Consider the following 24,551-nt stretch of genomic DNA (forward strand, 5'->3'; position numbering starts at 1 on the left):
AATCATTAAGAGGCAAAATAGATGCATGTAAATTCAATTAACCAATTAACCGATTTAAACAGTTAACCCTAAAAACAAACAGTTAACCAAAATATCTATCTTCGCCATAAAAAAACACAATGATTGCACACCACGTATTATTTTGGTTAAAAGCCGATACCACTGAAGCTCAAAAAGAAGCGTTTTTAGGAGGATTAAAAAGTTTAGAAAATATTGAAGTTGTAAAAAACTTTCACATAGGCACGCCTGCGCCAATTGAGCGTGCAGTAGTTGATACAACTTACACTTTTAGCTTAATTCTATTTTTTGAAGATTTGGCGGCTCATGATGTTTATCAAGTTCATCCCATCCATAAAGCATTTCTAGAAGAATTTAGAATTTTCTTTGAAAAGGTGGTGATTTATGACACACAGTAAAAAAGAATGCCGAAGTACGGACTTCGGCATTTTTCATCCAATCTGTATCCTTATTAAGCGTTTTTATATAAGAAACTCAGAGCCTATCTAACCGAAAATAACCTAAGTGTATTTTATCGGCTGCTAAATTCTCTGCTTTCATAAGCCTTATACCATAATTTTGAACCAATTGAGGATGCCAAATATCCTCAATGCGATGGATCTCATCGACATCAATGCCGTATTTCTCATCAATGTGTGCATTGGCTCCTTTTACACCTACAACAGATGCTTGTTTAAAAAACGTCGCTTTTTTAGCTTGTTGCGTTGCTTCGGCTTTATCGGCACATACAGATAATAGCGTATGATGTTGCTCTTCTAATCTACCAGCAGTATAACCACCTAGATTGATAAAAAACAACCTTTGTTCTGGGATAGGATCATCTCCCATTTTAAGGTAAACGTCTACTTTATAACCCTCAACAGCTGTAACTTCTCGCCAACCATCAATATGCAAACTTTTCCCTGCTTCGGGCCAAAAAGCATACAACTGAGGCACCAGCTCAGCCAAGGAGCTTGCCACCCCAAAGAAAAAATCGTGCTGTTCTACATTTCTTCCTTCGGCCTTTGAGCCTAATAGTACCATGTACAGCTTCAGCGTTATTGTGGAGTTTTCATGTTCAGTCACTTGCATTACTTAATTTTGGTTGTCATTAGCCGCCCTTAGCGCTACTGCAATTCTAGTAGCGGCAGTTTCACAGAAATCTAAGCCAGAATAATCTGGATTGTATCCGCCAATAAACGGCACGGCCATTACATAAATCCTGGGGTTTAGCGCAAAATAATGGTCTACCACTTGGAAGCAATCGTTAATTGCCAAGCCTGGAACCCTAAGATAGTAGTTACCTTGGTGATCTAATTCAATATCTTGATTTTCGGAAGCCATTTTTACTGCCAATTCTTGATTTCGGAATGAAAGCCTTGCCGGAGCAACAGTGTGATTTTCCTTTAAACCTGCATGAGGTATCGCATCGAAAGACAAGTGAGGTTGACCGATGCAATCAATAAATGTGAGATAACGGGTGGTTTTATTAACCCCATTTCCATCCTCAATATCATATTCAATACCACCTTCTTCAAGCGGCCTTACTTCACTCGAATTGCCAACAGCTATCAACTCTAAGACGCTTGCATCGTGTAGCGCTAACAGTTCTTCGGCCGAACTTTGCGGTACAAAAGCAATGATTAGCGAAATTAGTGGCATGAGTGTGCGTTTCAGTCTAATCATGTCTTCGGCAGAAAAGTATTTAGCTGGATAATTTAAGGTGTAACTTAAACCGCAGAGCATTTCTTTCCAATGCACAGATTTATGTTGGCGGATGGATTTTGCCGCTTCTTTATATTCGGCCCTAAAAAGTTGAAAAGGGTCTAACCTTTCCCGCAACGACATCATCCGATCTATAAATTCTTCAATATTTAACGAAGCAATTTTATTATAAAACTCAGGATCTACCTCTGCCAATGGCTTCTTAAATTTTTCTTCAAAAACCAAATCAAGCGGTACAAAGCCTTCATTATCTTCTCTTATCTTATGAATTTCATCCAAATCAAATAAACTATCCTTCCCCAATATGGGCTCATCCAAATGAAAACGTATGCCCGGAAGAAGCCCCTCCCTTGAATGCATCACTATGCTAAAGTCAGCATTCTCTTTATTACGCATGTATTGAAGCACACCGTCGGCAGATCGCTCATAATGACCATGTTGCCTAGCTAAAGTGCGCAGAGCATCAATTGCAGTTAACGAAGCACCACGTATGGCTACAGCGTGGTTAAATATTTGCTTTAATTTTACTGGCGGATAAGGGGAATCGAAATAGCCAGGGATCTTGCCTTCGTGTTGCTTAGGCCAAAAATGTCCGGTGCAAAGAATAACCCTTTCAAATCTAATTTTCTGTCCATCAGCAAACTTGAGTTCTACTTGCTCAACATTAGGTATATCTAAGATATCAACCACTTCTACCCCATAAGTTACTTGAAGAGCTATGCCAGCTTCGATTGCTTTTTTTTGAAGTAAACGAAACTGATCGGAAAGATATTGTCCGAAAAGTAATCTGGGTAAAACCTGATATTCGTGGAAGCGGTCTAAATCAATACTGAAACGGGCAAGCGTATCTGGGTGTACTTTTACAATCCACTCAGTAATTGATTGCTCTAGTTTCGGAATTTCGTTAGCTGAGACATTAGTAACATGCTCCTCATTAGCCCCCTGCGTGCTATAGGGCATTCCCGCACCTAGCTGTTGGCTCTTCTCAAAAATATGTACCGCAAGCTTGCTGCCTTCGTCAATCAATTTTTTTAACATGAACAGCCCACTAGGGCCACCACCTATGATGGCTACCTCATTTACTGCCGCTTCGTTCTGGATCATAAGTTATTTTTTAGCATCATATTGCAAAAAGAAGCCACCTCAAATGAGGTGGCTACCTAAATATTTATTTCTAATTACAACTTTGCTGCGTCTCTTAAAGCCTTGATGCTGTCGTGAGCTGCTAAAATATCTTGCGACTGCTTAGAAACAGTTTCCAATACCTCGCCCTGCAAACCACCTTCGGTTAGCGCAGTTTTATAAGCCTTTTTTATGGCATCCTCTCCTCTTTCTGCTTCCGAAAGAATACTCTCTCTATCAGAACCGCCAAACAATGCTTTTACATCAATCCATACTCTGTGCAAAGTGCCCGCAACACTGTTTCCAGTTTCTGGTTCGCCAGCCCTTACCGCTACCAAAGCAGTTAGTTCTTGACTAAATTTACGGCTTTGCGTAGCATATTCTTGAAATAACGCTTTTAGATCAATGTTTTCATCGTTAATATCTGCTAACGCTTTTTCAAAACCTGCAATTCTATCATTATTAATCTCTATTAGCTCGTTGAGCACCTGATTTGTTGTTGACATATATTTATACGTTTTAGTTCTAAAAATTGGTTATTCAACCAATATTAATTACTGGATTTTGACCAATAGAACACGGTAGTATGAGTTTTGTTTCAGGTAGTATGCGAAAAAAATTACTTTGATAGGTTCAGTAGGAAGCTGATAGTTAAGCTACCAAATGATTTACAAAAACTAGGCTAAACTAATGCTAATGTAAAGCAATCGAAATGAAACAAAGTGATTTTTAATACACTGTATTCTCCAATATATATTTAATTTCATATTTTACATTCTCTATGCGCATTACATTAAAACACGTTCTACTAAGTTTTTTATATTTAAAAACAACCACAGTTTTATTTGCACAGGAAACACAAATTGATACGATCCGCAAAATAAGCCCAGCATACCAGCAGTTTTATGCTAAACTTCTTTATAACGAAAGTATTCCTATACGTTCATCGATAGCTGTTAGTGACAGTGCTTTAATTGTTGCATCGGAAAAGATGACAATGATGCTGAAGTATACTGAAAATGTTAGAAAAAATTTGATCACCAATGGTGCAGAATTTCATATTATAGGAAAAAATGAACAGACATCTGATCTCCCAGAGTTTAGACATATGAAAGGAGTATCTTATCAAGACCATGGAATAACTACTGATATAGATAAGCGAACAAGAGGAATGGGTGGTATTTATGCTTCTTGTGGAGAGGAAAATCTATTAAAACTACCCTTGGACCAATACGCAGGATACGACATATTTGTTCATGAGTTTGCACATACTTTTATGGATTTTGGAATAGACAGCAATCTCCGGCAAAAGATTGTACATCAATATAAAACTTCTATTGGCAGCGGTCTTTGGAAAGGAGTATATGCGGCCTCTAACGCACAGGAATACTGGGCTGAACTTTCCAGTTGGTATTTTGGCGCCCATGGCGATATGCTACCCAACAGAATGTCTAGTCCTGGTAGAGCATGGTTGAGGAAATACGACCCAAAGGGATATTCTCTACTGGATTCGATCTATAGTGGAAAATTAGAAAGTGGTCTCATCGAAAAAAAATCTCATCTTGTTGCTAAAGGCACACCTTCTGGCAAATCCAACAAAGCAGCGAAATTGGCTATAATCAACGATTCTAACAAGAAACTGATGATATCCAAAATTGACCAAAACGGAACAGCCGTGTTCTTTGCTGAGGTACTCCCGTCTACTAGTTTATTCGAAGATACATTTTATACTTCAGTTTGGTTAATAGACGATGGAAAGATGCAGTTTTATTTACAAGTTCATGACCCACTCTGCAAGATGGAATTTAGTAGAGCTTACTGAATAGTTTAAAAAGCTCCAGCGTGTGACAGCTACAAATAAATTCTTTGGTTTTAAAGTACCCGGAAGCAGATTCGAACTGCCACGCCGTTGCCAGCGCCACCCCCTCAAGATGGTGCGTCTACCAATTTCGCCACCCGGGTATTTTGTGCTGCAAATATATCATTTGAATTGATAAATTGCTGTATTGTTCAATTGTTTTTGATAATACTATTTACAAGTCAATTGTAAGTCCATCATAAGCTAACTGGATAGTAGCGGGTAATTCTTTATTTATCTCTTCATGCAAGCCTAAATTATGGCTAATGTGCGTAAAATAAGTCATCTCCGCTCCTACTTTTTCTGCCATTGCAATCGCCTCGTCGAAGGTTAAATGAGAAATATGACTTTCCTTCTGCAAAGCATTTAACACTAGCACCTTTGTACCCCTTATCTTTTCTAGAGAAGCTTCAGTAATGGTTTTCGCATCCGTTATATATGTAAAATCGCCAATTCGATAACCTAAAATAGGGAGTTTATAGTGCATTACTTCAAAAGGTACAACTTCAATATGGCCTACATTAAAGTTTTCATCAGTAATTGTATACAAGTTAATCTGTGGCAAGCCATGGTATTTTACATCTGCAAAAATATATTGAAACTCCCGTCGTAAAGCTTCCTGAACTCTCTCCGTTGCGTAAATATCTATCCGCTTTTTAAGGATGTAATTAAAAGGTCGAATATCATCTAAACCTGCTACGTGATCTTTATGTTCGTGAGTGTATAATATGGCATCCAAATCATCTACTCCGGCCCTTAACATTTGGTAACGAAAATCTGGACCGCTATCTATCACGATACTTTTATCATCAGTTTGTATCCAGACAGAAACCCTTAACCGTTTATCTTTTTTATCGGCAGATTTACACACTACACAGCCACACCCTATTACTGGAATGCCTTGCGATGTACCCGTACCTAAAAAAGTTACTTTCAAAATAGAGTAAATGAATTTGATGAATTCCAAATCTAATAAAAAAGGGCTTAAGCTAATAGCCTAAACCCTTTTTGATGTATAATTAATTTTATTAATCTGTTGTTAACGTAAGTCTACTACTTCTACACCTGGATATTTCTTTGCATCAAACGCAAAAGTAGCATCTGGCACTTTTACATTAGGAGAAAATGTCTTTACATTATAAGTATAAGTATTACCATTTTTCTCAAACACCACAATGTTGGCAATTTGCTTAGCAACTTTATCAACACTTAAACGAACTTTAAATACATTCTTCTTAGCATCTGTGGGAGATAAATCGATCATTTGATAAACCTTATTTCCAACTTTTTGCTCGCCAGTGTAAATATATTTGAAGCCTTTTTCGTAAATAGTAAAGATCTTTGCTGGATTTAATGCTTCACCACTCGGATCTACATTGGAAACTTGTACCTCCTTATCGTTTTTTAAATAAGTCCATTGCACTTTACCATCACTAATTAGCTCTTGATTGGTCATAGCTACTTTATATTTATTAGCATTCGCTTTTACATATAAAGTACCTTGTTGCGTTTCTTTAACTTTTGCTTGTTTATTATCCAAGGTAAAAGTAAAATCTGTCTTTACTACATCGTACGAACGGTATTTCTTACTTACTTCGGCTAAAATTGCTTTAGCTTTAGGATCTGTTTGTGCCGAAGCTACCGAACCAAAAATGCCTAGTGCTAAAAACGCTAATATTACTCTCTTCATGTTATTTTAATCTTAAGTTCTTTTCTATTTATTGTTCAGGTTACTCAAGAACTGTTCCAAAGCATATTCATCTGGAATTAAAACTTCACGAGCTTTACTACCTTCAAATGGTCCAACGATACCAGCCCCTTCCAATTGATCGATGATTCTACCAGCTCTGTTGTATCCTAACTTCATTTTACGTTGAATTAATGAAGTAGAGCCTTGTTGATGCATTACAATCAGCCTTGCTGCATCTTCAAATAATGGATCTTTATCATCCGGATCAAAGTCTTTTGTGCTTCCTTCACCATTTTCATCAATGTATTCTGGCAGTAAATAAGCATCTGGATAGCCGCGTTGGTTCCCGATGAAGTCAGAAATCCTATCCACCTCTGGTGTATCTACAAAGGCACACTGTAGCCTAATCAAGTCACTGCCAGTGGCTAAAAGCATATCGCCCCTACCAATTAACTGATCTGCACCGCCGCTGTCTAAAATGGTACGTGAATCTATTTTCGACAACACCCTAAACGCCAATCTGGCAGGGAAGTTTGCCTTAATAGTACCTGTAATTACGTTTACCGACGGACGTTGGGTAGCTAAAACCAAGTGAATACCGATGGCACGGGCTAATTGTGCTAAACGGGCAATTGGGGTTTCTACCTCTTTACCAGCCGTCATGATCAAATCGGCAAACTCATCTACCACTAAAACGATATAAGGTAAGAAACGGTGACCATTATTTGGGTTTAGCTTACGCTTGATGAATTTTTCGTTGTATTCTTTCAAGTTCCTCACCATTGCATCTTTCAACAGATCGTAACGCTGATCCATCTCGATACAAAGTGAATTTAAAGTGTGCACTACCTTTTTGGTATCGGTAATGATGGCGTCTTCGCCACCTGGCAATTTGGCTAAGAAGTGACGCTCGATTTTGTTGAACAAAGTTAATTCTACCTTTTTTGGATCTACTAGTACAAACTTCAACTGCGAAGGGTGTTTTTTGTAAAGTAGTGAAACCAAAATAGAGTTAATGCCCACCGATTTACCTTGGCCAGTTGCTCCAGCTACTAATAAGTGAGGCATTTTGGCCAAATCGGCAATGTAAACTTCGTTACTAATTGTTTTACCCAAAGCAATAGGCAAATCCATGGTATTTGCAGCCCACTTTTCAGTGCTGAGTACGCTTCGCATAGCTACCATTTCTGGATGCGAATTTGGCACCTCAATACCAATGGTACCTTTACCTGGCATTGGTGCAATGATACGAATACCTAGTGCCGCCAAACTTAAAGCAATATCATCTTCTAAGTTTTTAATCTTAGAAATACGAACACCTGGCGCTGGAATAATCTCATAAAGCGTTACGGTTGGACCTATAGTCGCTTTAATTTTATCAATTTCGATATTGTAGTGATTTAAAGTCTCTACAATTTTGTTTTTGTTAGCTTCCAGCTCATCAGAATTTACAGAAATTTTATTGGTTCCGTAATTCTCCATTAAATCTAAGTGAGGATATTTGTAACCCGACAAATCTAAAGTTGGATCGTAATTACCAAACTGCTCTACCAGCTCGTCAGATTTCACCTCCTCTTCCGTTTTTTCGATAGTAAACGCTGGCTCTTCTACCTTCTCAGCTACTCTTTCTTCTGCCTTCGGAGCAGGAGTAATTTCCATAGGCATTACCGGAGCTAAAGTTTCGGCAACTGCAGCCGCAGCTATTGGCGCTGCAACCGTTGGTGTCAACAAAATGTTTGTTCCTAAAGGAAGTGATGTCTTTTCTTCTTCGGGCTCGTTTCTTTCAAACCTGCTTGGCGTTAAAACAATATTTTGCTCTTGCTTCTGCTGATTTTTGTATTTGTCATTGATGCTAAAATCAACAGGACCAACAATTTCTTCCTCCTCTTCCTCAAGCTCATTATTTTCAGGCATTTCTGGATCTATAATCCGTCTCGGATTTGGTGCAGGCTGCTTCTCAGGAAATTTAAAATCGATATTATAAGCTACAATAAGCACAGATAAACCTAAAAAAACTAACAACCCTCCAACTCCCGTTCTGCCTATTTGTACTTCTAACAACTTATTAGTCCAGTAACCAAACTCACCTTCTAAAAAGTGAGGTGTTTTTGCAAAAAATGAATGACCGAAACCAAAAGCAAGCGAGATAAATAATAGGAAAAAGAAACTGTAGGCCAATACTTTCTCCACTGGAAAAATCTTCACTTTAAAAAGCATTCTGTATCCGATCACAAAAAATACAAACACAAAAAGGAAAGAGGCCACACCAAACCATTCGTAAATAAACTGGTGCGATAATAAAGCACCAACTTTACCCAACCAGTTCTGTACAACTGGGTCTTCTACCCCACTTTGCTTTAATTCTTCGATACTTTTGAAAAGATTACTCCAGCCGCCATTAGCATCAATTACATAGCTTTGGTCTTCTTCCCAAGTAAAGATATATGAGGTAAAAGCAACCAAAAAGTAAATAGAAAGAATGACGAAAAACAGACCGATAATTTTTACCAGTCGCCCATCTTGAAGATTAAATGTTGGCAGATACTCGGCTTTTATGCGAGGTTCTCTCGGGCTGGTCTTTTGCCCACCTTTAGTTGGCTCCGCATTTTGTTTAAAAGAATTGGATTTGAATGAATTTCCCCTTACCGACATCGTATCGTTTAAATTTTAATGAACAAATATAAGAAACTGTTTAAATTCTTTTACTGCACTGTTCATTTAGCTACTCCTATTTGATTTGGCATTAAACCTTTTGCAAGCTTCATAGTCTGAAACTACATAAGCAATTAATTATTGTATAGGTTTTTTATTTTAGTTTAATCCTGCGGAGTGACAACTGTGCAGGATTTTTTGTTTTATTATGATTAGCCACAAATACACGGATTTAAATTTAATGTAAACTATTCGTTGGCGAGGACGCAACGTAAGAACGTTATTAGTTTGCTTCACACCAACGTCAGCATTTCAACAGTTGGCGTCCCCGCCAACTGAACTTTGCCAGAATTTTTATTGAATTACGATTAGCCACAGATGCACAGATTTTGATTAAATTTTAAATTGATTGGCTTAATAGCAAAATCTGTGCATCCCTCACTCGGGACAAGTGCTGTGGCTAAGCCTTATTTGTTAGCTATTTTCTAAATGTTAATTTAATTTCGTTAATTTAACCTATTAGCGAAAACTAATTTAAAAATGGATATTACGCAGCTAGAAACGCTCATAGAGAATAATCAGTTAGATGAAATAGTGGCCTTATTGTCGCAAAAACCGCAATTAGCTACACAAACTACATCACATCAAATTTCGCCGATGTTGTTGGCATGCTACTATAAAAAAATGGATATTGCCAATGCCATTGCCGAATTTATGCCCGAACTGACCATTTTTGATGCCTGTGCTATTGGTAAGTTTGACGAAGTAACCCTTTTAGTTTTCAAAGATCCACGTGCTGTTAACGAATATTCTGCCGATGGTTTTACACCACTAGGCCTAGCCTGCTATTTTGGGCACGAAGAAATTGCCCGCTTTTTGGTACTGAAGGGTGCTGAGGTGAATTTACCTAGCAAAAACGGATTTAATGTATTCCCAATTCATTCTGCAGTAGCCAACAATAATTATGGCATTGTTAAAATGTTGCTAGATGCAGGAGCCTACCCAAATGTTTGTCAAAAATCTGGCGTAGCTCCTTTGCATAGCGCTGCACAATTGGGTAATATCGAAATGATTATCTTGCTGCTAGAGCACGGCGCTGAAGTAACACTACGCATGGAAGGTGGTAAACTACCTGCAGATTTAGCTGCAGAAAAAGGTTTTGCAGAAATTGCTGAGATTTTGAGAGACGACGATTAACCCCTAAATCCCCTAAAGGGGACTTGCCTTTCTATCGAACTATAATAAAAGTCCCCTTTAGGGGATTTAGGGGTTTATTCCCAAATTTTAGACCTTACCCGTTTCATATAGCTTCTTATATCTAACACAATAGCCGCCAATACGTAAAAAAGAATAGGAAACCCTACAGCCAAAAAAGACGAATAGATAAAGAATAACCTAACTTTATTTGTGCTCATATCTAATTTATTAGCTAAATACTCAGATACGCCAAAACTACGTTGTTCGAAAAAAGTAACTATACGCTGAAACATCTTCTACGTTGATTTTAATCTAATTTACAAAATTAATAGATAAACAACACATTTATTAATTTTTGGTTTAGCCACGAACAGATTAAATTTCAGTATTGGTAATTTAAATATTAAGCAACTAACGTGAGTTTGGAATATTTAATACTGATTATCAATATGTTATTTGCTTTTAGCTCAAAAAAAAAAAAAAAAATCGTCATTGCGAGGCACGAAGCAATCTTAAAGCGTAAGTTTTGTGGCTCAACCATAGTTGTAGGATTGCTTCGTGCCTCGCAATGACGGGTTAACACCCAAAATACATTAATTAAGATGCACTCAGGTTTCAATTCCCTTAACTTCTTCACGGTTTTAAATCAACTTTCTTTAAAATCTTTAAGCCTATCCCACAATTCAAACATCTTTTCTCATTGCAATAACTTTTACGCAACTGTAAAAAGGCTTGTGTTTGATAAGCGTTTTCTACTACTGCGCCTGCATCTAAATATTGAGAGATGATATTATTTTTCTCTGCTGCTATACTTTCCAATAGATAAAACGCTCTAGTTTGGAAGTTAGCTTGTCCGGTGTATTTTCCATAAGCAAATAGGAACAAGCTAACTGTATTGATTAAGATATTATCGATAGAGCTTCTGCCCAACGTTGTATTTACCTTCTCAGCTTCCTTATTAAAGGGATAATGTGTTTCCCAAAATGGATTTACGGGCAGCTCATCGAATAGCAAATGTAATTCCTTCACATTTTTAACTTCCAGTACTTTAGAAAATAAATGGCTCGATTTAACTATCAGTGCTGCAAATTGTGCCAATCGTAAAGTCGGGAAATTTTGTGGGCGCATTCTTAAGAACTTCCAAAGTGAAATATCAACGGCAGCTAAACCATATTTCTTCTGTAAAAAAGCATACTCGGTTTTTAATTGATTGGGATAATGGTCATCAAAACTTTGATTTAAGAAGCCGGCCTGCCCAAAAATTAAAGCTTCTATTTGCAGAGGCTGATCTTTATGTTTGGCAAAAAGTGTTTGGGGCAAACTTTGAGCGAGCACCTGCATTGGGAGGGAATTAACTTTAAAACCGAAGTTTTTTGCCATAAAATGATAAAAGCTCTCATCCCAATTACCGTTTAGCTGCTCCAAACGTTCAAAAACCTCCTCAGATTTTTGCTCTAAACGCTCTACCAAAATCCTCGAAAGGAAGCTATTAATCACAAATCCATCTATATCTTTCAACTGGTTTTCGCAGGGAAAACTGGCTGCCGACTGAAAAAGATTTTGATAGTTCTCAAATAGGTATTCCTTAATCTTGCCATTTAACACCAATGTAGGCAGTACTGTACCATCCTTGGTTAAAATTTCGGTATCGTGCTCCCAAACCACATGCAAAATAACATTCTCATAAGCACTATCGGTTTGATGCTGGTGGGCATTCCAATCTGAAGATTTTAAATGTACTTCTACCTGCCCTACCCAAGTGGTTTCATCTATAATGACTTTGGCTGTGGTAAAATCTGGTCCTGCGTGTTTATTCGGAAAACCACAATTAAGAATTTTCAAAGGTTTTCCATCAACAGTTTGCAGCTGCAGGACATCGTACAACCGAAACTGCCAAACAAAATGTAAAAATTCTTCGGGGAAGCGCATGGTTGAATTTAGCAATAAATTGCTTCAATCAGCTTTTCTAAAACTATTAGATGTGAAATAATTAAGACTTACGAAATTTGCGAAACTTCGTAAGTCCATATCAATTTATTTTACTTCCTTCTTTTTATAGTTGGTAATAAACACGCCAAGAATAATCAACACGGTAGCAATCAATAAATCGTAAGTAACGGTTTCGTTTAGTACCAACCAACCGAGAAAAATAGCAATAATGGTATTGAAATAAGAAAGAATAGAAACCTCTGTAGCACTAACCTTCTTTAAGGCATAGTTATAACAAAAGAAACCAACCACCGAACCAAAAACGCCCAAATAAACTATAGCTCCTAAACTTTCTAAGCTCCAATCATTAAAACTTGTATTTGGAGAAACTACAGCCGCAATAATTAATTGTGCAACCGCAGCATAAGCAAATTGGTAGAATAGATCGAGAAAAATATTACTGCTTTTATGAGTATATTTCTTTGTGTAGATTGTACCAGCCGCCCAACCCAATATGGCAATGGCTAAATAAGTAATTCCAGTTTTGTAATTCGGGTCAAGAATATCGCCAATACCATCCCTAAATATAAATGCTACACCACTAAAGCCGATAATCACTCCAACAAACCCTTTTAAACTAGGTTTCTGTAATCCGAAAACCAAACTCCCTAAAAACACTACAATTGGCGAAAGTGCAGTTAATAAAGATGTTAACCCACTAGGAATGGTTTCTTCCGCCACGGTTGTCATTCCGTTAGCAATGATAATCATTAAACTGGCAACAAGAATTTGTCGCCCAAGACTTTTCCAGCCTATCCACTTAAATTCTCTTCTATAAAGTAGAATGCCCAATAATAAAGAAGAAGCAACAACTTGGCGTAAACCCGCTACAAACCAAGCCGGAATGGTATGTACCGCTATTCTGATGCCCAAATAGGTTGTACCCCAAACTATTGCGATAGCAAATAACGCAACAATTAACTTGACGTCTTTTTTCGGCTTCATATCAAATTGGCAGCCTTCAAAATCTGCTCCATTTCTTGCTGTAAGGCCAAGGCTTCTTCTCTTGCTTTTTCTGCAAAATCTTCGCCATTGCTTGCATAGATAATGCTACGGGCGGCATTTACCAATAAACCGCATTCGCTATTTAAGCCATGCTCGCAAACCGCACTTAAACTGCCTCCTTGTGCACCAACACCTGGTACTAGCAAGAAATTATCGGGTGCCAAACTGCGGATATTTTGAAACTCTTCTGGTTTAGTGGCACCAACTACATACATCATTTGATTAGCATCTGCCCATTTCTGAGAAGTGGTGATTACCTGCTCATACAATTTTTGGTTATCACTTTGCTTAGCCTGAAAATCCTGGCTTCCGGCATTTGAGGTCAATGCCAAAAGAATTACCCATTTATCTTCGTAAGCTAAAAAAGGAGAAACAGAATCTTTTCCCATGTAAGGCGCTACCGTTACCGAGTCGAAACTCATCTCAGAACTTTCTTCTTTAAAAAAAGCTTCTGCATACATTGCAGACGTGTTACCAATATCACCACGTTTTGCATCAGCAATAGTAAATACATCTTTCGGGAAATGCTTCCAAGTTTTTACCAAGGTATCCCAACCTTTTACACCGCGAGTTTCATAAAATGCTGTATTAGGTTTATAAGCTACACAAAGATCATGTGTTGCATCAATCAGCTGTTTGTTAAATTCAAGAATTGGATCTTCATATTTTAATAAATGCTTAGGCAGTTTATCTAAAACGGGATCTAAGCCTATACATAAGAATGATTTTTTTAGTTGAATTTGTTTAAAAAGCTGCTGCTTGTTCATTTCTGATAAGAATTTAAAGGATGTGCAAAGATGGGGATTTAAAGGACAAAAGACTATATATTTTTTGGGATTTTAGTTATTTCGATATACAAATCACTTTTAGAACATTATTATTTTACAACTATAAGGTTTAGGATTTTCATTCTAGTATATCCCTTATTGTTTTTTTGTTTTCTACTTTCGTCAATGAATTAATTTACATCTAATTATCTACCCTAAAACAATATCTCCTATGAAATTACTATTGCAAATAGACACTAACTTACTGGCAAATTCTAACAAGGTTTTAGATAGCAGCCAAGTTTGGCTAGACAAAATTAAAAATATGGCTTTAGATTATGCTCCGAAAGTACTAGGTGCTATCTTGGTTTATCTTATTGGTCAATGGATTATCGGCCGTATCGCTAGCTTATCCAGAAAGATGATGTCACTTCGTGGTTTCGATATTTCATTACAAAAATTCTTAGTATCTGTAATCAAAGTAATGCTAACGGTAATGATGTTCTTAGCTATCGTGGGGATGTTGGGCGTAAACATTACTAGCTTCGCGGCATTATTGGCCGGTGCGGGGCTGGCAATTGGTGCGGCACTCAATGGATCTTTAGGCAACCTTGCTGGTGGCGTAATGCTGATGATCTTCAAACCCTTTAAAGTTAATGACATGATAGAGGCGCAAGGTATAATTGGTATCGTCACCGAAATCGGAATTTTTAACACCACCGTGCTTTCTCCCGAAAATAAAACTATCATATTACCAAATGGAGCACTATCTACAGGAGTGATCACAAACTATAATACTCATGGTAATCTTCGAGTAGATTTAACTATAGCCATCGCGTTAGATGTAGATATAGAAAAAGCTAGGCAGGTAGCAATTATGGCAATGAAACAGCATGACAAAGTATTAGAAACACCAGCTCCCGAAGTAAGCGTATTAAATGTTGGTAATGGGATGACTACCTTGGCCATCCGCCCGTACACTACTCAAGCAGACTATTGGAGCGTATATTTTGGCGTACAGGAAAAGGTGAAGAAAGCATTTGATCAAAACGAAATTGCAGGTCCAATTCCAACAAGGGTTATTATCAATAAAGCTAATTAAGGCTAGCTATAGAATTTAAAAGAAGGTTATTTTAGCAACGGAAATAACCTTTTAACATAAATTCAAATTACATTTCATTTGGCAATCAAACTTTTTAGTTATTTTTTTTCGAAATCTCTTGCAGATTAAAATCCAATTCCCTACAATTGTGGCATAATTCTCAGAACGTTTATCTGAATACCTCCCGAAAAACCTTAGCAAGAAAAATTTCTTAAATCTTTTAAGCCCTTTTTTGGTTGTACTATTTGGTTAAACTCAAAAATAAAATTCTCGACAAAATATAAATGTTTAGTAAAACAGAACTAACTGAAAAGCTAACTGCCGAACTGCGTGAGTTAGCAAAAGCGAATGGTGTTGATAATGCTGGCGATTTACGCAAAAATGACTTAATCGAACAAATTCTTCAAAAACAAACTGAAACTGCAAAAGCATCTGTAACACCAGAGCCGGCAGCAGAGGTAGCTTCTACAGAAAAACCTGCTAGAAAAAGAACGCGTATACCAAAAGAAGTTGCTCCTATTGCAGAAGAGAAAAAAGAAGACAGAGCTCCAGAGCCTACACTTTTTGATAAGGCTGAAGAAATAGAAATTCCTTCACCAGATTTTGAAGCGATTGCCTTAGTAACTGGCCAAGACCTTTCAAAACAAGAAAGCATTGCTGATAAATTAAAGAACCAAAAATCTAAAAGAGACCGCGTTTCTAAAGATAAAGCTTCTGCTAACGAAGGCAGCGAAGTAATAGTGGTTGAAAATAAACCTGCTCAAGAAGAAAAGCCACAAAGAGAGGAAAATAAAAACCGTCAGCAGAAAAATCAAAATCAGAACCAAAACCAGAATAACAATAATGGTGGCGGTAACCATAAACAAAATGAAACAAGCTATTCTAACTTAGATTTCGACAACACAATTACCAACGAAGGTGTGTTAGAAATTATGCCTGATGGTTATGGTTTCTTGCGTTCGGCAGATTACAATTACTTGTCTTCTCCTGATGATATTTATGTATCGCAATCGCAAATCAAATTATTTGGTTTAAAAACTGGCGATACCGTTAACGGAAGTATTCGCCCACCAAAAGAAGGCGAGAAATATTTTCCATTGGTAAAAGTAATCAGCATTAATGGTCGTGTACCTGCTGATGTAAGAGATAGAGTTCCTTTCGATTACTTAACACCGCTTTTCCCTACAGAAAAGTTAAACCTTTTCACCGAAAGCAACAACTATTCTACCCGTATCATGGACTTATTTACCCCAATTGGTAAAGGTCAGCGTGGTTTAATTGTAGCACAGCCTAAAACGGGTAAAACCAATTTATTAAAAGAAGTTGCTAACGCAATTGCTAAAAACCATCCAGAGGTTTATTTAATTATCTTATTAATTGATGAACGTCCGGAAGAGGTTACCGATATGGCTCGTAGTGTAAGAGCAGAAGTTGTTTCTTCAACTTTTGATGAGCCAGCTGAGCGTCACGTAAAAATTGCGAATATTGTTCTAGAAAAATCTAAACGTTTGGTAGAATGTGGTCATGATGTGGTGATCTTGTTAGATTCGATTACACGTTTAGCGAGAGCTTACAATACAACTGCTCCAGCTTCTGGTAAAATTCTTTCGGGTGGTGTAGATGCTAATGCCTTACACAAACCAAAACGTTTCTTCGGTGCTGCCCGTAACATCGAAAAAGGTGGTTCTTTAACTATTTTAGCAACAGCTTTAACAGAAACTGGCTCTAAAATGGACGAAGTAATTTTTGAAGAATTTAAAGGTACAGGTAACATGGAGTTACAATTAGATCGTAAATTATCTAACAAACGTATCTTCCCTGCAATTGATATTACTGCATCTAGCACACGTAGAGACGATCTATTGTTAGATAGAGAAAACTTACAGCGTATATGGGTATTACGTAACCACTTAGCCGACATGAATAGTCAGGAAGCTATGGAACTGGTACAGGCCCAAATTAAAGGCACTAAGAGCAACGAAGAATTCCTTATGGGAATGAACGGATAAACTAGTTTAGCGATTGGCGTATTGCGTTATTGAGACTAATCGCAATACGCTTTACGCTTTACGCAATACTATATTCAAATGCTAAACCTCCCTAATGCTTTAACCTGCGCCAATCTGTTCTCTGGCTGTATAGGTATTGTATTTTGTTTTAACGGCGATTTAAAATCTGCTGCCTATTTTGTAATCCTATCGGGAATATTTGATTTCTTTGATGGAATGGCTGCTAGAGCGCTGAAAATTAAAAACAACATTGGAAAGGATTTAGATTCTTTAGCAGATGTAGTTAGCTTCGGATTTCTGCCCGGCGCCATTATGTATCATCTATTTAAGGCTAGTAATGCACCACATGAATATCTACCTTATTTCGCTTTCATCATCACCTTATTTTCTGCTTTAAGGCTGGCTAAGTTTAATAATGATACTCGTCAAACAGTTGATTTTATTGGTTTAAACACCCCAATGAATACACTGTTCATTGTATCGTTACCTTACGTAGCAGACTATCATCCTCAAATTATTGGAAATTGGATGGTTTTAGCTGCAATTACACTGATAAGTAGCTATCTCTTAGTAAGCGAAATCAGGATATTCTCTATAAAATTTAGCAATTTAAAGTGGAGCGAAAACAAAATCAAGTTTATATTTATGATTTTATCGCTAGTTCTTTTTGTTTGGCAACAATTCGTAGCATTACCACTAATACTATTACTTTACATAGGGTTGTCTTTTGTTTATTTTAGGAAAAAATAGGCTTATAGTTTTCGGGTCGTCATTGCGAGGTACAGTCTATCCCGACCCTTAAGGAAAGCAATCCTAAAACTATTCATAATTTAAGACATTATAAGATTGCTTCGTCGTTCCTCCTCGCAATGACGCAAAGTGCTTACAACTGCGCTTCTAATTCAGCCTTAGATTTAGCCACCTGCTGAAGAATAACATTCAATTCAGTTTTAATTTCTGCAAGTGCTGAAGGAATGCTATCAACATCCACCTCCTCTTTAGCATTACGCTCAATTACCTGCATATAGTCTCTAATATCTTCCCTACCTACATAATAAAATGTCGGTTTCACCTTATGCGCAAATTCAGACGCAGCTTTCCACTCTTTTGCATCAACCGCTCGTTGTAAGTCGTCTAAATAAACAGGTATCTGTTCTACCAAAGTATCTAACATTTCTATCATAAATTCTGCGCTATCGCCAGACATCTCTCTCAAATATGATAAATCTAAATCTTCTTTACTTTTCGCCGGGTTGATCATCGTTATATTTAGTTAGTTTTTAATTTTTCGACTGTTAATTCATCGGTCAAGTTACTTAAAATGCTCGAAACTTTCTTCTTAAATATTGGATGAACAAAATTTCCAGCAATTTCATTTAATGGTTCAAGAACAAATCTTCGTTTGTGCATCTCTGGATGAGGCAACTGTAAATCACTATCATCCAAACAGATAACATCTTCATAAAAAATAATATCAATATCTATCAAACGCTGTCCCCATCTTTCTAACCTTACCCTTCCCATCTTTTGCTCAATTGCTAACAAGGCCCTCAGCATTTGCAGTGGCTGTAAATCAGTTCTCACACCAATAGCTTGATTTAAAAATCCAGGTTGGTCTGTTTTGCCCCAAGCAGCTGTTTCATAAATACTCGATTTTACAAAAACGCTCCCTACTTGTCTCTCTATAAACGCAATAGCAGTAATTAAGTTTTGAGCTCTATCGCCCATATTAGTTCCCAGTAACAAATAAGCCTCTTGTTGCTCTAATTTCATATCGTATACATTCAGCTTAGCATAATTTGCAATTGCTTAGCTTGCTTAATTTCGGTATAACAATGCATTTTTTATCTTTACAAAATAAACGTTATTATAACTTATGAAAGAATTTTTCAAGTATGTTTTTGCTACCGTAGTGGGTATTGTTATTTCATCAGTGGTGATTGGAATTCTGTTTTTTATTGTATTTGTTGGGATGATCTCTTCAATTGGCAGCGAAAAAGAAACAGTAGTGAAGAAAAACTCTGTACTTTACCTCAACCTAGACCAAATAATTACCGAACGAACACCAGAGGATTCATTTGGCAGCCTTTTTGGCAGTTCTTCTGATAAAACCATTGGCTTTAACGATGTGATTAGAGCTTTAAAAAAAGCAGAAACTGATGAGAAGATCCAAGCTGTCTACATCAATGTTAGTGCACCAAATGCTGGTATGGCAACAATGTTGGAAGTTAGGAATGCCATCATCGACTTTAAGAAAAGTAAAAAACCTGTAATTGCCTACAGCGAAATATATACACAGGGTGCCTATTATCTGGCATCGGCGGCTGGTAAAGTTTATTTAAACCCAGAGGGAGATTTAGAATTTAAAGGCTTCAATTCAAATTTGATTTTCTTTAAAGGTGCTTTAGAAAAACTAGGTATCGAAGCTCAAATTATCCGTGTAGGAAACTACAAAAGTGCCGTTGAACCATTGATCAATACTAAAATGAGTGATTATAACCGTCAGCAAGTAACAGCTTACGTTAATGGCTTGTACGATACTTTCTTAACAGGAATTTCGCAAACCCGTAAAATTGAGAAAGACAGCCTTTTCCAAATTGCTAATCAGTACAAAATTCAATATCCGAAGGATGCCTTGGCTTACAAAATGGTGGATGGACTGAAATACAAAGATGAGATTTTGGATGAGCTGAGAAATATTACCGGCATCGAAAAGAAAAAGGATATCAACAGTGTAAGTATCAACGATTACATCAAGAGCTTACCATCAGAAGGCGATATTAGTTCTAAAAACAAAGTTGCCGTAATTTATGCCAATGGCGATATTGTTGGCGGTGAAGGTTCTGACAGCCAAATCGGTTCTGAGCGCATCTCTCGTGCCATCAGGAAAGCTCGTTTAGATGATGATGTAAAAGCTATTGTGCTTCGCGTTAATTCTGGCGGTGGTAGTGCTTTAGCTTCAGATGTGATTTGGAGAGAGATGGTGCTGAGTAAAAAAGTAAAACCTGTAATGGCTTCTTTTGGTGATGTTGCCGCATCTGGCGGATATTACATTGGTTGTGCTGCCGACAGTATTTTCGTACAACCAAATACCATCACTGGATCTATTGGTGTTTTCGGTGTTATTTTCAACTTCCAAAACCTGTTCAACAATAAATTAGGTTTAACCTTCGACGGGGTAAAAACTGGCGAATACGCAGATATTATGAGTGCGGACAGACCGCTAACTCCTGCGGAAAGAGCGATTATCCAAAAAGGCGTTAACAGAATTTACGATACTTTCATTACTAAAGTAGCTGATGGCAGAAAAATAACCAAAACTCAGGTAGACAGCTTAGGTGGCGGCCGTGTTTGGATTGGTACCGAAGCAGTGAAAAATGGACTTGCCGACAGATTGGGAAGCTTTGGTGATGCTGTTGCTTCTGCGGCTAAAAAAGCAAAGCTGAAAGACTACAGGGTGGTAGAATATCCTGAAAAAATTGATCCTTTGAAAGAGTTTTTAGGTTCTGCAAAAGATAATGTAAGTGCTTATTACGCTAAAAAAGAGTTTGGCGAAAACTATGTTTTATACCAACAAATGAAAAAAGCAATGAGCAATGCAGGTATGCAAGCTAGAATGGATTACGAGATTAGAATAAAGTAATATTACAGTTGAGCGTTTGGCGTTATGCGAACAAATCGCAAATCGCAAATCGCAAATCGCAATACACAATAATGGAAAACAAACCCATAGCTCGTACACTCAGATTATTATCCCAGCTAATGGAACTTCATAACGAAAATCCATTCAAGATAAAATCTGTAGCTAACGCTGCTTTTAAAATAGATAAATTACCTTTTGCCATTGCCAGCAAACCAATTACCGAAATTGATAAAATTGATGGCATAGGCAAAAGTATTGCCTCAAAAGTAGTTGAGCTTTTGGAAACTGGTACAATGAGCGAGCTCGAAACGCTGTTGAGCCAAACTCCTCCAGGCATTGTAGAAATGTTAGCGATTAAAGGAATCGGTCCTAAAAAAATTGCCACTATTTGGAACGATTTACACATCGAAAGTATTGGAGAACTCTATTATGCTTGTAACGAAAATCGTTTGATCGAGGCCAAAGGATTCGGCTTAAAAACCCAAGAAGAAATTAAGAAAGTTCTGGAGTTCAAAATGGCTGCCGACGGGAAGTTTCTGTTTGCAAAAGCTGAACCTTTGGTAAACGAAATCCACGAAAAAATTTCTATTTGGCTTACACAAGTTGAACACGACGCTTTGTTTGCTGTTGCTGGAGAGTACCGTAGGTTATGTGAAATTATTGAGGAAGCAGTATTTGTTATTGGTACCGAAAATCCAGAAGTGTTGGTTACACAGCTGATTAACTTCGAACTTGGCTTTGTAGAAACTAGTTCAAATATTTTTGCGGCAGAAACAGAAAGTGGTCTGAATATAAAGCTATTCATTGTACCACGAAGCAACTTCTATCTAGATTATTTCAGGCTAACTGGCAATGAAAACCACGTCAATCAAGTACTGGCATTAGCTGGGAACCAGATTTTCAAAACAGAAGAAGAGATTTACGAAAAGGCAGGTTTAGATTTTGTAGTTCCAGAACTACGTGAGGACTTCGGCGAAATTGAACTTGCAAAAGACCATCAGCTACCCATTTTAATTAATGATAATAATTTAAAGGGAAGTTTGCACAACCACTCTGATTGGAGCGACGGTGTACATAGCTTAGAAGAAATGGCGCTTTATTGTCGAGATGTGCTCAAACTCGAATACCTAGGCATCTGCGATCACTCAAAATCGGCGTTTTACGCTAAAGGCTTGAATGAGCAACGAGTATTTGCACAACATCAACAGATCGATGAACTCAATGCAAAGTTCGCTCCCTTTAAGATCTTCAAGGGCATTGAGAGCGATATTCTATATGATGGTTCTTTAGATTATAGTGAGGATGTCCTTAAAACATTCGATTTTGTGGTGGCTTCGGTGCACAGTCAACTGAAAATGACGGAAGAAAAAGCAACGGAACGTTTAATTAAAGCCATCGAAAATCCTTACACTACTATTTTAGGTCACCCAACAGGAAGATTGTTACTAAGTAGAAAGGGTTATGATATCGATTATAAAAAAGTGATTGATGCTTGTGCTGCTAATGGCGTGGTGATAGAAATTAATGCTAATCCACTACGTTTAGACTTAGATTGGCGTTGGCATCGTTATGCTTTAGAAAAAGGTGTGTTGCTTTCTGTTAATCCAGATGCACATCGTAAAGAAGGTTTCTTAGATATGCGTTACGGCGTTATGGTTGGTCGCAAAGGCGGATTGACCGCAGAAAAGTGTTTGAACGCTTTTTCATTAAATCAGATCAGCGATTTTTTCGCCAACAAAAAACCTTAAAGCTATGAAGCAACTGATTATTGTAAGACACGCAAAGTCTGATTGGGGCGATTTCAACCTTAAAGATTTTGATCGACCTTTAAATCATCGTGGACACAAAAATGCACCAGAAATGGCAGAACGATTAGTTTCGAAAGACATTAAACCCGATGCGATTGTCAGTAGTCCAGCTTTACGGGCAATAACTACTGCGAAATATTTTGCTTCGGGCTGGAGTTTAAATGCCGATCAACTGACAACAAAGGCAAATATTTACGAAGCGAACACCAAAACCCTTCTTAACGTCATCAATGGATTGGATGATCAGTTTAATTGTATAGCCTTATTTGGGCACAACCCTGGCTTAACCGATCTGTTGAATTACCTAACCGATGAATATATTGCTAATATGCCAACGTGCAGCGTAGCAATTATCGAATTTCCTTTTGATGAATGGAAATTGATAAGTGGTGATACTGGGAAATTGATTTTATTTGATTTCCCGAAAAGTGGGTTGGATTAACCCCTCTCTGTCCTTTGGACATCTCTCCCCTAAAGGGGCGAGAGTCTAATTAGGAACATGTGTTGCAAAGTGCAAACGGGTTGATTAAAACTGAAGGTGCTTTACAGTTTGGCCTCCGTTAATCAATTGTTTTAATGAATCGATACCGATTCTTAAGTGAGTTTCTACATAGTTCGCAGTAACCGTACTATCACTTTCAGATGTTTTTACACCTTCTGGGATCATCGGCTGATCTGATACTAGCAATAAAGCCCCTGTAGGAATTTTGTTAGCAAAACCAGTAGTAAAAACTGTCGCTGTTTCCATATCTACAGCCATGGCACGCAAGCTTTTTAGGTACTTTTTAAACTCTTTGTCGTGCTCCCAAACTCTGCGGTTGGTAGTGTAGCAGGTTCCAGTCCAATAATCTCTAGAATGATCTCTAATAGTGGTAGAAATTGCTTTCTGTAATGCGAAGGCGGGCAATGCTGGCACTTCGGCAGGTAAATAATCATTAGAAGTTCCCTCTCCCCTAATTGCTGCAATTGGAAGAATAAGGTCGCCAATTTGGTTTTTCTTCTTTAAACCACCGCATTTACCTAAAAACAATACTGCTTTAGGTTGGATGGCAGTTAACAAATCCATCATAGTTGCTGCAAGTGGGCTACCCATACCAAAGTTGATGATGGTAATACCGTTTGCCGTTACGCTTTGCATAGGTTTGTCTAAACCGTAAATAGGAGCATTATCATTCCACTCAGAGAATAAGGCTACGTATTTACTAAAGTTAGTCAACAGAATATATTGACCAAACTCTTCCAGCGGCCTGCCTGTATAGCGAGGCAACCAGTTTTTTACGATCTCCTCTTTGGTTTTTAAACCTTTCCTAACTGGGGTTTCAACCTCTTTTGCTTTTTTCGCTTTCTTAGCAATTTTTACTACTTCTTCGTCTTTTTTTACATCTTTTTCTTCATTCATATATTTTCTCCTTTCTTTAAATTTATAAATTTTTGTTTCTCATTATTCATAAAAATCAAATACATATTCGTCTTTAAATTCTACTTCAAATTTCTTTAACATCTCTAAATACTCTTCTCTAAATGTTTTACCTCTGTGGTGTTCCTCTTGGTTAATGATATAGTTTATAACATCATTTCTTTGCGAACGCGAATAAGAAAACGCCCCATAACCTTCTTGCCATTGAAATTTACTCAATACAAAATGATTATCATTTATCCATTTTGATGATACTGATTTTAAATTACGTATTATATCAGATATTTTTAGATTTGGCAACAATTCAAAAAATACATGAACGTGATCTTTCCATCCTCCAACTGCCAAAGGGAAAACATTATCATTTTTTAACACACCACTCATGTACTTATGTAAATCATCCCTAAAGTTTTGGGTAATGATGTTCTCACGACCTTTAACGGCAAACACGCAATGTATGTTTATTTGAGAATAGGTATTTGCCATAATACATTTTTTATCTATTGTGAATATAACTATTTTCCAAAATCTACATAAGTTCGTCCCTATGGGACTTTGTTGATGTGTAAT

At 37.3% G+C, this 24,551-nt stretch carries 23 protein-coding genes and 1 tRNA gene; 9 read left to right on the forward strand and 15 right to left on the reverse strand.

Annotation, left to right across the window (positions count from 1 at the left end; translation table 11 throughout):
- Positions 1-119 precede the first annotated feature (119 nt).
- Positions 120-416 (forward strand): Dabb family protein, encoded by a 297-nt coding sequence (locus tag REI64_RS13580; RefSeq protein ID WP_308850679.1) that lies wholly within the window; start codon positions 120-122, stop codon positions 414-416.
- A 76-nt stretch (positions 417-492) separates the two neighbouring features.
- On the opposite strand, the gene REI64_RS13585 is transcribed toward REI64_RS13580, so the two are convergent.
- From REI64_RS13585 to REI64_RS13595, 3 genes are all read right to left on the reverse strand, one after another.
- Positions 493-1,089 (reverse strand): DUF1543 domain-containing protein, encoded by a 597-nt coding sequence (locus REI64_RS13585; RefSeq protein ID WP_308850680.1) that lies wholly within the window; start codon positions 1,087-1,089, stop codon positions 493-495.
- 3 nt (positions 1,090-1,092) lie between these two features.
- Positions 1,093-2,826, reverse strand: coding sequence for an FAD/NAD(P)-binding protein (locus REI64_RS13590; RefSeq protein ID WP_308850681.1), 1,734 nt, complete (start codon positions 2,824-2,826; stop codon positions 1,093-1,095).
- Between the two features lie 74 nt (positions 2,827-2,900).
- Positions 2,901-3,350, reverse strand: coding sequence for a PA2169 family four-helix-bundle protein (locus REI64_RS13595; protein WP_308850682.1), 450 nt, complete (start codon positions 3,348-3,350; stop codon positions 2,901-2,903).
- A 275-nt stretch (positions 3,351-3,625) separates the two neighbouring features.
- Between REI64_RS13595 and REI64_RS13600 the strand changes: the two genes are divergently transcribed.
- Positions 3,626-4,666, forward strand: coding sequence for a hypothetical protein (locus tag REI64_RS13600; protein ID WP_308850683.1), 1,041 nt, complete (start codon positions 3,626-3,628; stop codon positions 4,664-4,666).
- Between the two features lie 56 nt (positions 4,667-4,722).
- Here the strand turns inward: REI64_RS13600 and REI64_RS13605 are convergent.
- The 4 genes from REI64_RS13605 to REI64_RS13620 all read right to left on the reverse strand — a co-directional run bounded on the left by REI64_RS13605 (position 4,723) and on the right by REI64_RS13620 (position 9,044).
- Positions 4,723-4,806 (reverse strand) — tRNA-Leu (locus REI64_RS13605).
- Between the two features lie 71 nt (positions 4,807-4,877).
- On the reverse strand, positions 4,878-5,639 hold the full coding sequence (locus tag REI64_RS13610) for an MBL fold metallo-hydrolase (protein WP_308850684.1): 762 nt from the start codon (positions 5,637-5,639) through the stop codon (positions 4,878-4,880).
- 102 nt (positions 5,640-5,741) lie between these two features.
- Positions 5,742-6,392 (reverse strand): outer membrane lipoprotein carrier protein LolA, encoded by a 651-nt coding sequence (locus tag REI64_RS13615; RefSeq protein ID WP_308850685.1) that lies wholly within the window; start codon positions 6,390-6,392, stop codon positions 5,742-5,744.
- 24 nt (positions 6,393-6,416) lie between these two features.
- Positions 6,417-9,044 (reverse strand): DNA translocase FtsK 4TM domain-containing protein, encoded by a 2,628-nt coding sequence (locus tag REI64_RS13620; RefSeq protein ID WP_308850686.1) that lies wholly within the window; start codon positions 9,042-9,044, stop codon positions 6,417-6,419.
- Positions 9,045-9,584: 540 nt separating this feature from the next.
- On the opposite strand from REI64_RS13620, the gene REI64_RS13625 reads away from it, so the two are divergent.
- The gene (locus REI64_RS13625; RefSeq protein WP_308850687.1) at positions 9,585-10,241 is read left to right on the forward strand and encodes an ankyrin repeat domain-containing protein; all 657 of its coding nucleotides are present in this window, start codon (positions 9,585-9,587) and stop codon (positions 10,239-10,241) included.
- Between the two features lie 74 nt (positions 10,242-10,315).
- On the opposite strand, the gene REI64_RS13630 is transcribed toward REI64_RS13625, so the two are convergent.
- From REI64_RS13630 to pyrF, 4 genes are all read right to left on the reverse strand, one after another.
- The gene (locus tag REI64_RS13630; RefSeq protein ID WP_308850688.1) at positions 10,316-10,534 is read right to left on the reverse strand and encodes a PspC domain-containing protein; all 219 of its coding nucleotides are present in this window, start codon (positions 10,532-10,534) and stop codon (positions 10,316-10,318) included.
- A 340-nt stretch (positions 10,535-10,874) separates the two neighbouring features.
- Positions 10,875-12,170, reverse strand: a complete 1,296-nt coding sequence (locus tag REI64_RS13635) for a DUF2851 family protein (RefSeq protein WP_308850689.1) — start codon at positions 12,168-12,170, stop codon at positions 10,875-10,877.
- A gap of 105 nt (positions 12,171-12,275) precedes the next feature.
- Entirely contained in the window at positions 12,276-13,175 is a 900-nt protein-coding gene (locus REI64_RS13640) for an EamA family transporter (protein ID WP_308850690.1), read from the reverse strand.
- Positions 13,172-14,002, reverse strand: a complete 831-nt coding sequence (gene pyrF / locus REI64_RS13645; protein ID WP_308850691.1) for an orotidine-5'-phosphate decarboxylase — start codon at positions 14,000-14,002, stop codon at positions 13,172-13,174. Before pyrF ends, REI64_RS13640 begins: the two co-directional genes overlap by 4 nt.
- A 232-nt stretch (positions 14,003-14,234) precedes the next feature.
- Here pyrF and REI64_RS13650 point away from each other — a divergent pair, with 232 nt between their 5' ends.
- The 3 genes from REI64_RS13650 to pssA all read left to right on the forward strand — a co-directional run bounded on the left by REI64_RS13650 (position 14,235) and on the right by pssA (position 17,863).
- The gene (locus tag REI64_RS13650) at positions 14,235-15,104 is read left to right on the forward strand and encodes a mechanosensitive ion channel family protein (RefSeq protein WP_308850692.1); all 870 of its coding nucleotides are present in this window, start codon (positions 14,235-14,237) and stop codon (positions 15,102-15,104) included.
- A gap of 284 nt (positions 15,105-15,388) precedes the next feature.
- On the forward strand, positions 15,389-17,113 hold the full coding sequence (gene rho, locus REI64_RS13655) for a transcription termination factor Rho (RefSeq protein WP_308850693.1): 1,725 nt from the start codon (positions 15,389-15,391) through the stop codon (positions 17,111-17,113).
- A gap of 78 nt (positions 17,114-17,191) precedes the next feature.
- Positions 17,192-17,863 (forward strand): CDP-diacylglycerol--serine O-phosphatidyltransferase, encoded by a 672-nt coding sequence (gene pssA, locus REI64_RS13660; RefSeq protein WP_308850694.1) that lies wholly within the window; start codon positions 17,192-17,194, stop codon positions 17,861-17,863.
- A 133-nt stretch (positions 17,864-17,996) separates the two neighbouring features.
- On the opposite strand, the gene REI64_RS13665 is transcribed toward pssA, so the two are convergent.
- Complete coding sequence (locus REI64_RS13665; RefSeq protein ID WP_308850695.1) at positions 17,997-18,374, reverse strand: Hpt domain-containing protein; 378 nt, start codon at positions 18,372-18,374, stop codon at positions 17,997-17,999.
- Positions 18,375-18,382: 8 nt separating this feature from the next.
- Complete coding sequence (folK, locus tag REI64_RS13670; protein WP_308850696.1) at positions 18,383-18,886, reverse strand: 2-amino-4-hydroxy-6-hydroxymethyldihydropteridine diphosphokinase; 504 nt, start codon at positions 18,884-18,886, stop codon at positions 18,383-18,385.
- Between the two features lie 103 nt (positions 18,887-18,989).
- On the opposite strand from folK, the gene sppA reads away from it, so the two are divergent.
- The 3 genes from sppA to REI64_RS13685 all read left to right on the forward strand — a co-directional run bounded on the left by sppA (position 18,990) and on the right by REI64_RS13685 (position 23,006).
- Positions 18,990-20,756 carry a signal peptide peptidase SppA gene (sppA, locus tag REI64_RS13675; RefSeq protein WP_308850697.1) on the forward strand — a complete coding sequence of 589 codons (1,767 nt, stop codon included), beginning with the start codon at positions 18,990-18,992 and terminating at the stop codon, positions 20,754-20,756.
- 71 nt (positions 20,757-20,827) lie between these two features.
- Entirely contained in the window at positions 20,828-22,504 is a 1,677-nt protein-coding gene (locus REI64_RS13680; RefSeq protein WP_308850698.1) for a helix-hairpin-helix domain-containing protein, read from the forward strand.
- A 4-nt stretch (positions 22,505-22,508) separates the two neighbouring features.
- Positions 22,509-23,006 (forward strand): histidine phosphatase family protein, encoded by a 498-nt coding sequence (locus tag REI64_RS13685; RefSeq protein ID WP_308850699.1) that lies wholly within the window; start codon positions 22,509-22,511, stop codon positions 23,004-23,006.
- A gap of 84 nt (positions 23,007-23,090) precedes the next feature.
- On the opposite strand, the gene REI64_RS13690 is transcribed toward REI64_RS13685, so the two are convergent.
- Positions 23,091-23,963 (reverse strand): AMP nucleosidase, encoded by an 873-nt coding sequence (locus REI64_RS13690; protein WP_308850700.1) that lies wholly within the window; start codon positions 23,961-23,963, stop codon positions 23,091-23,093.
- 42 nt (positions 23,964-24,005) lie between these two features.
- Positions 24,006-24,467 carry an IS200/IS605 family transposase gene (gene tnpA / locus REI64_RS13695; protein ID WP_308850701.1) on the reverse strand — a complete coding sequence of 154 codons (462 nt, stop codon included), beginning with the start codon at positions 24,465-24,467 and terminating at the stop codon, positions 24,006-24,008.
- Between the last annotated feature and the right edge of the window lie 84 nt (positions 24,468-24,551).

Source organism: Pedobacter sp. (assembly GCF_031119335.1).
Classification (GTDB): Bacteria; Bacteroidota; Bacteroidia; order Sphingobacteriales; family Sphingobacteriaceae; genus Pedobacter.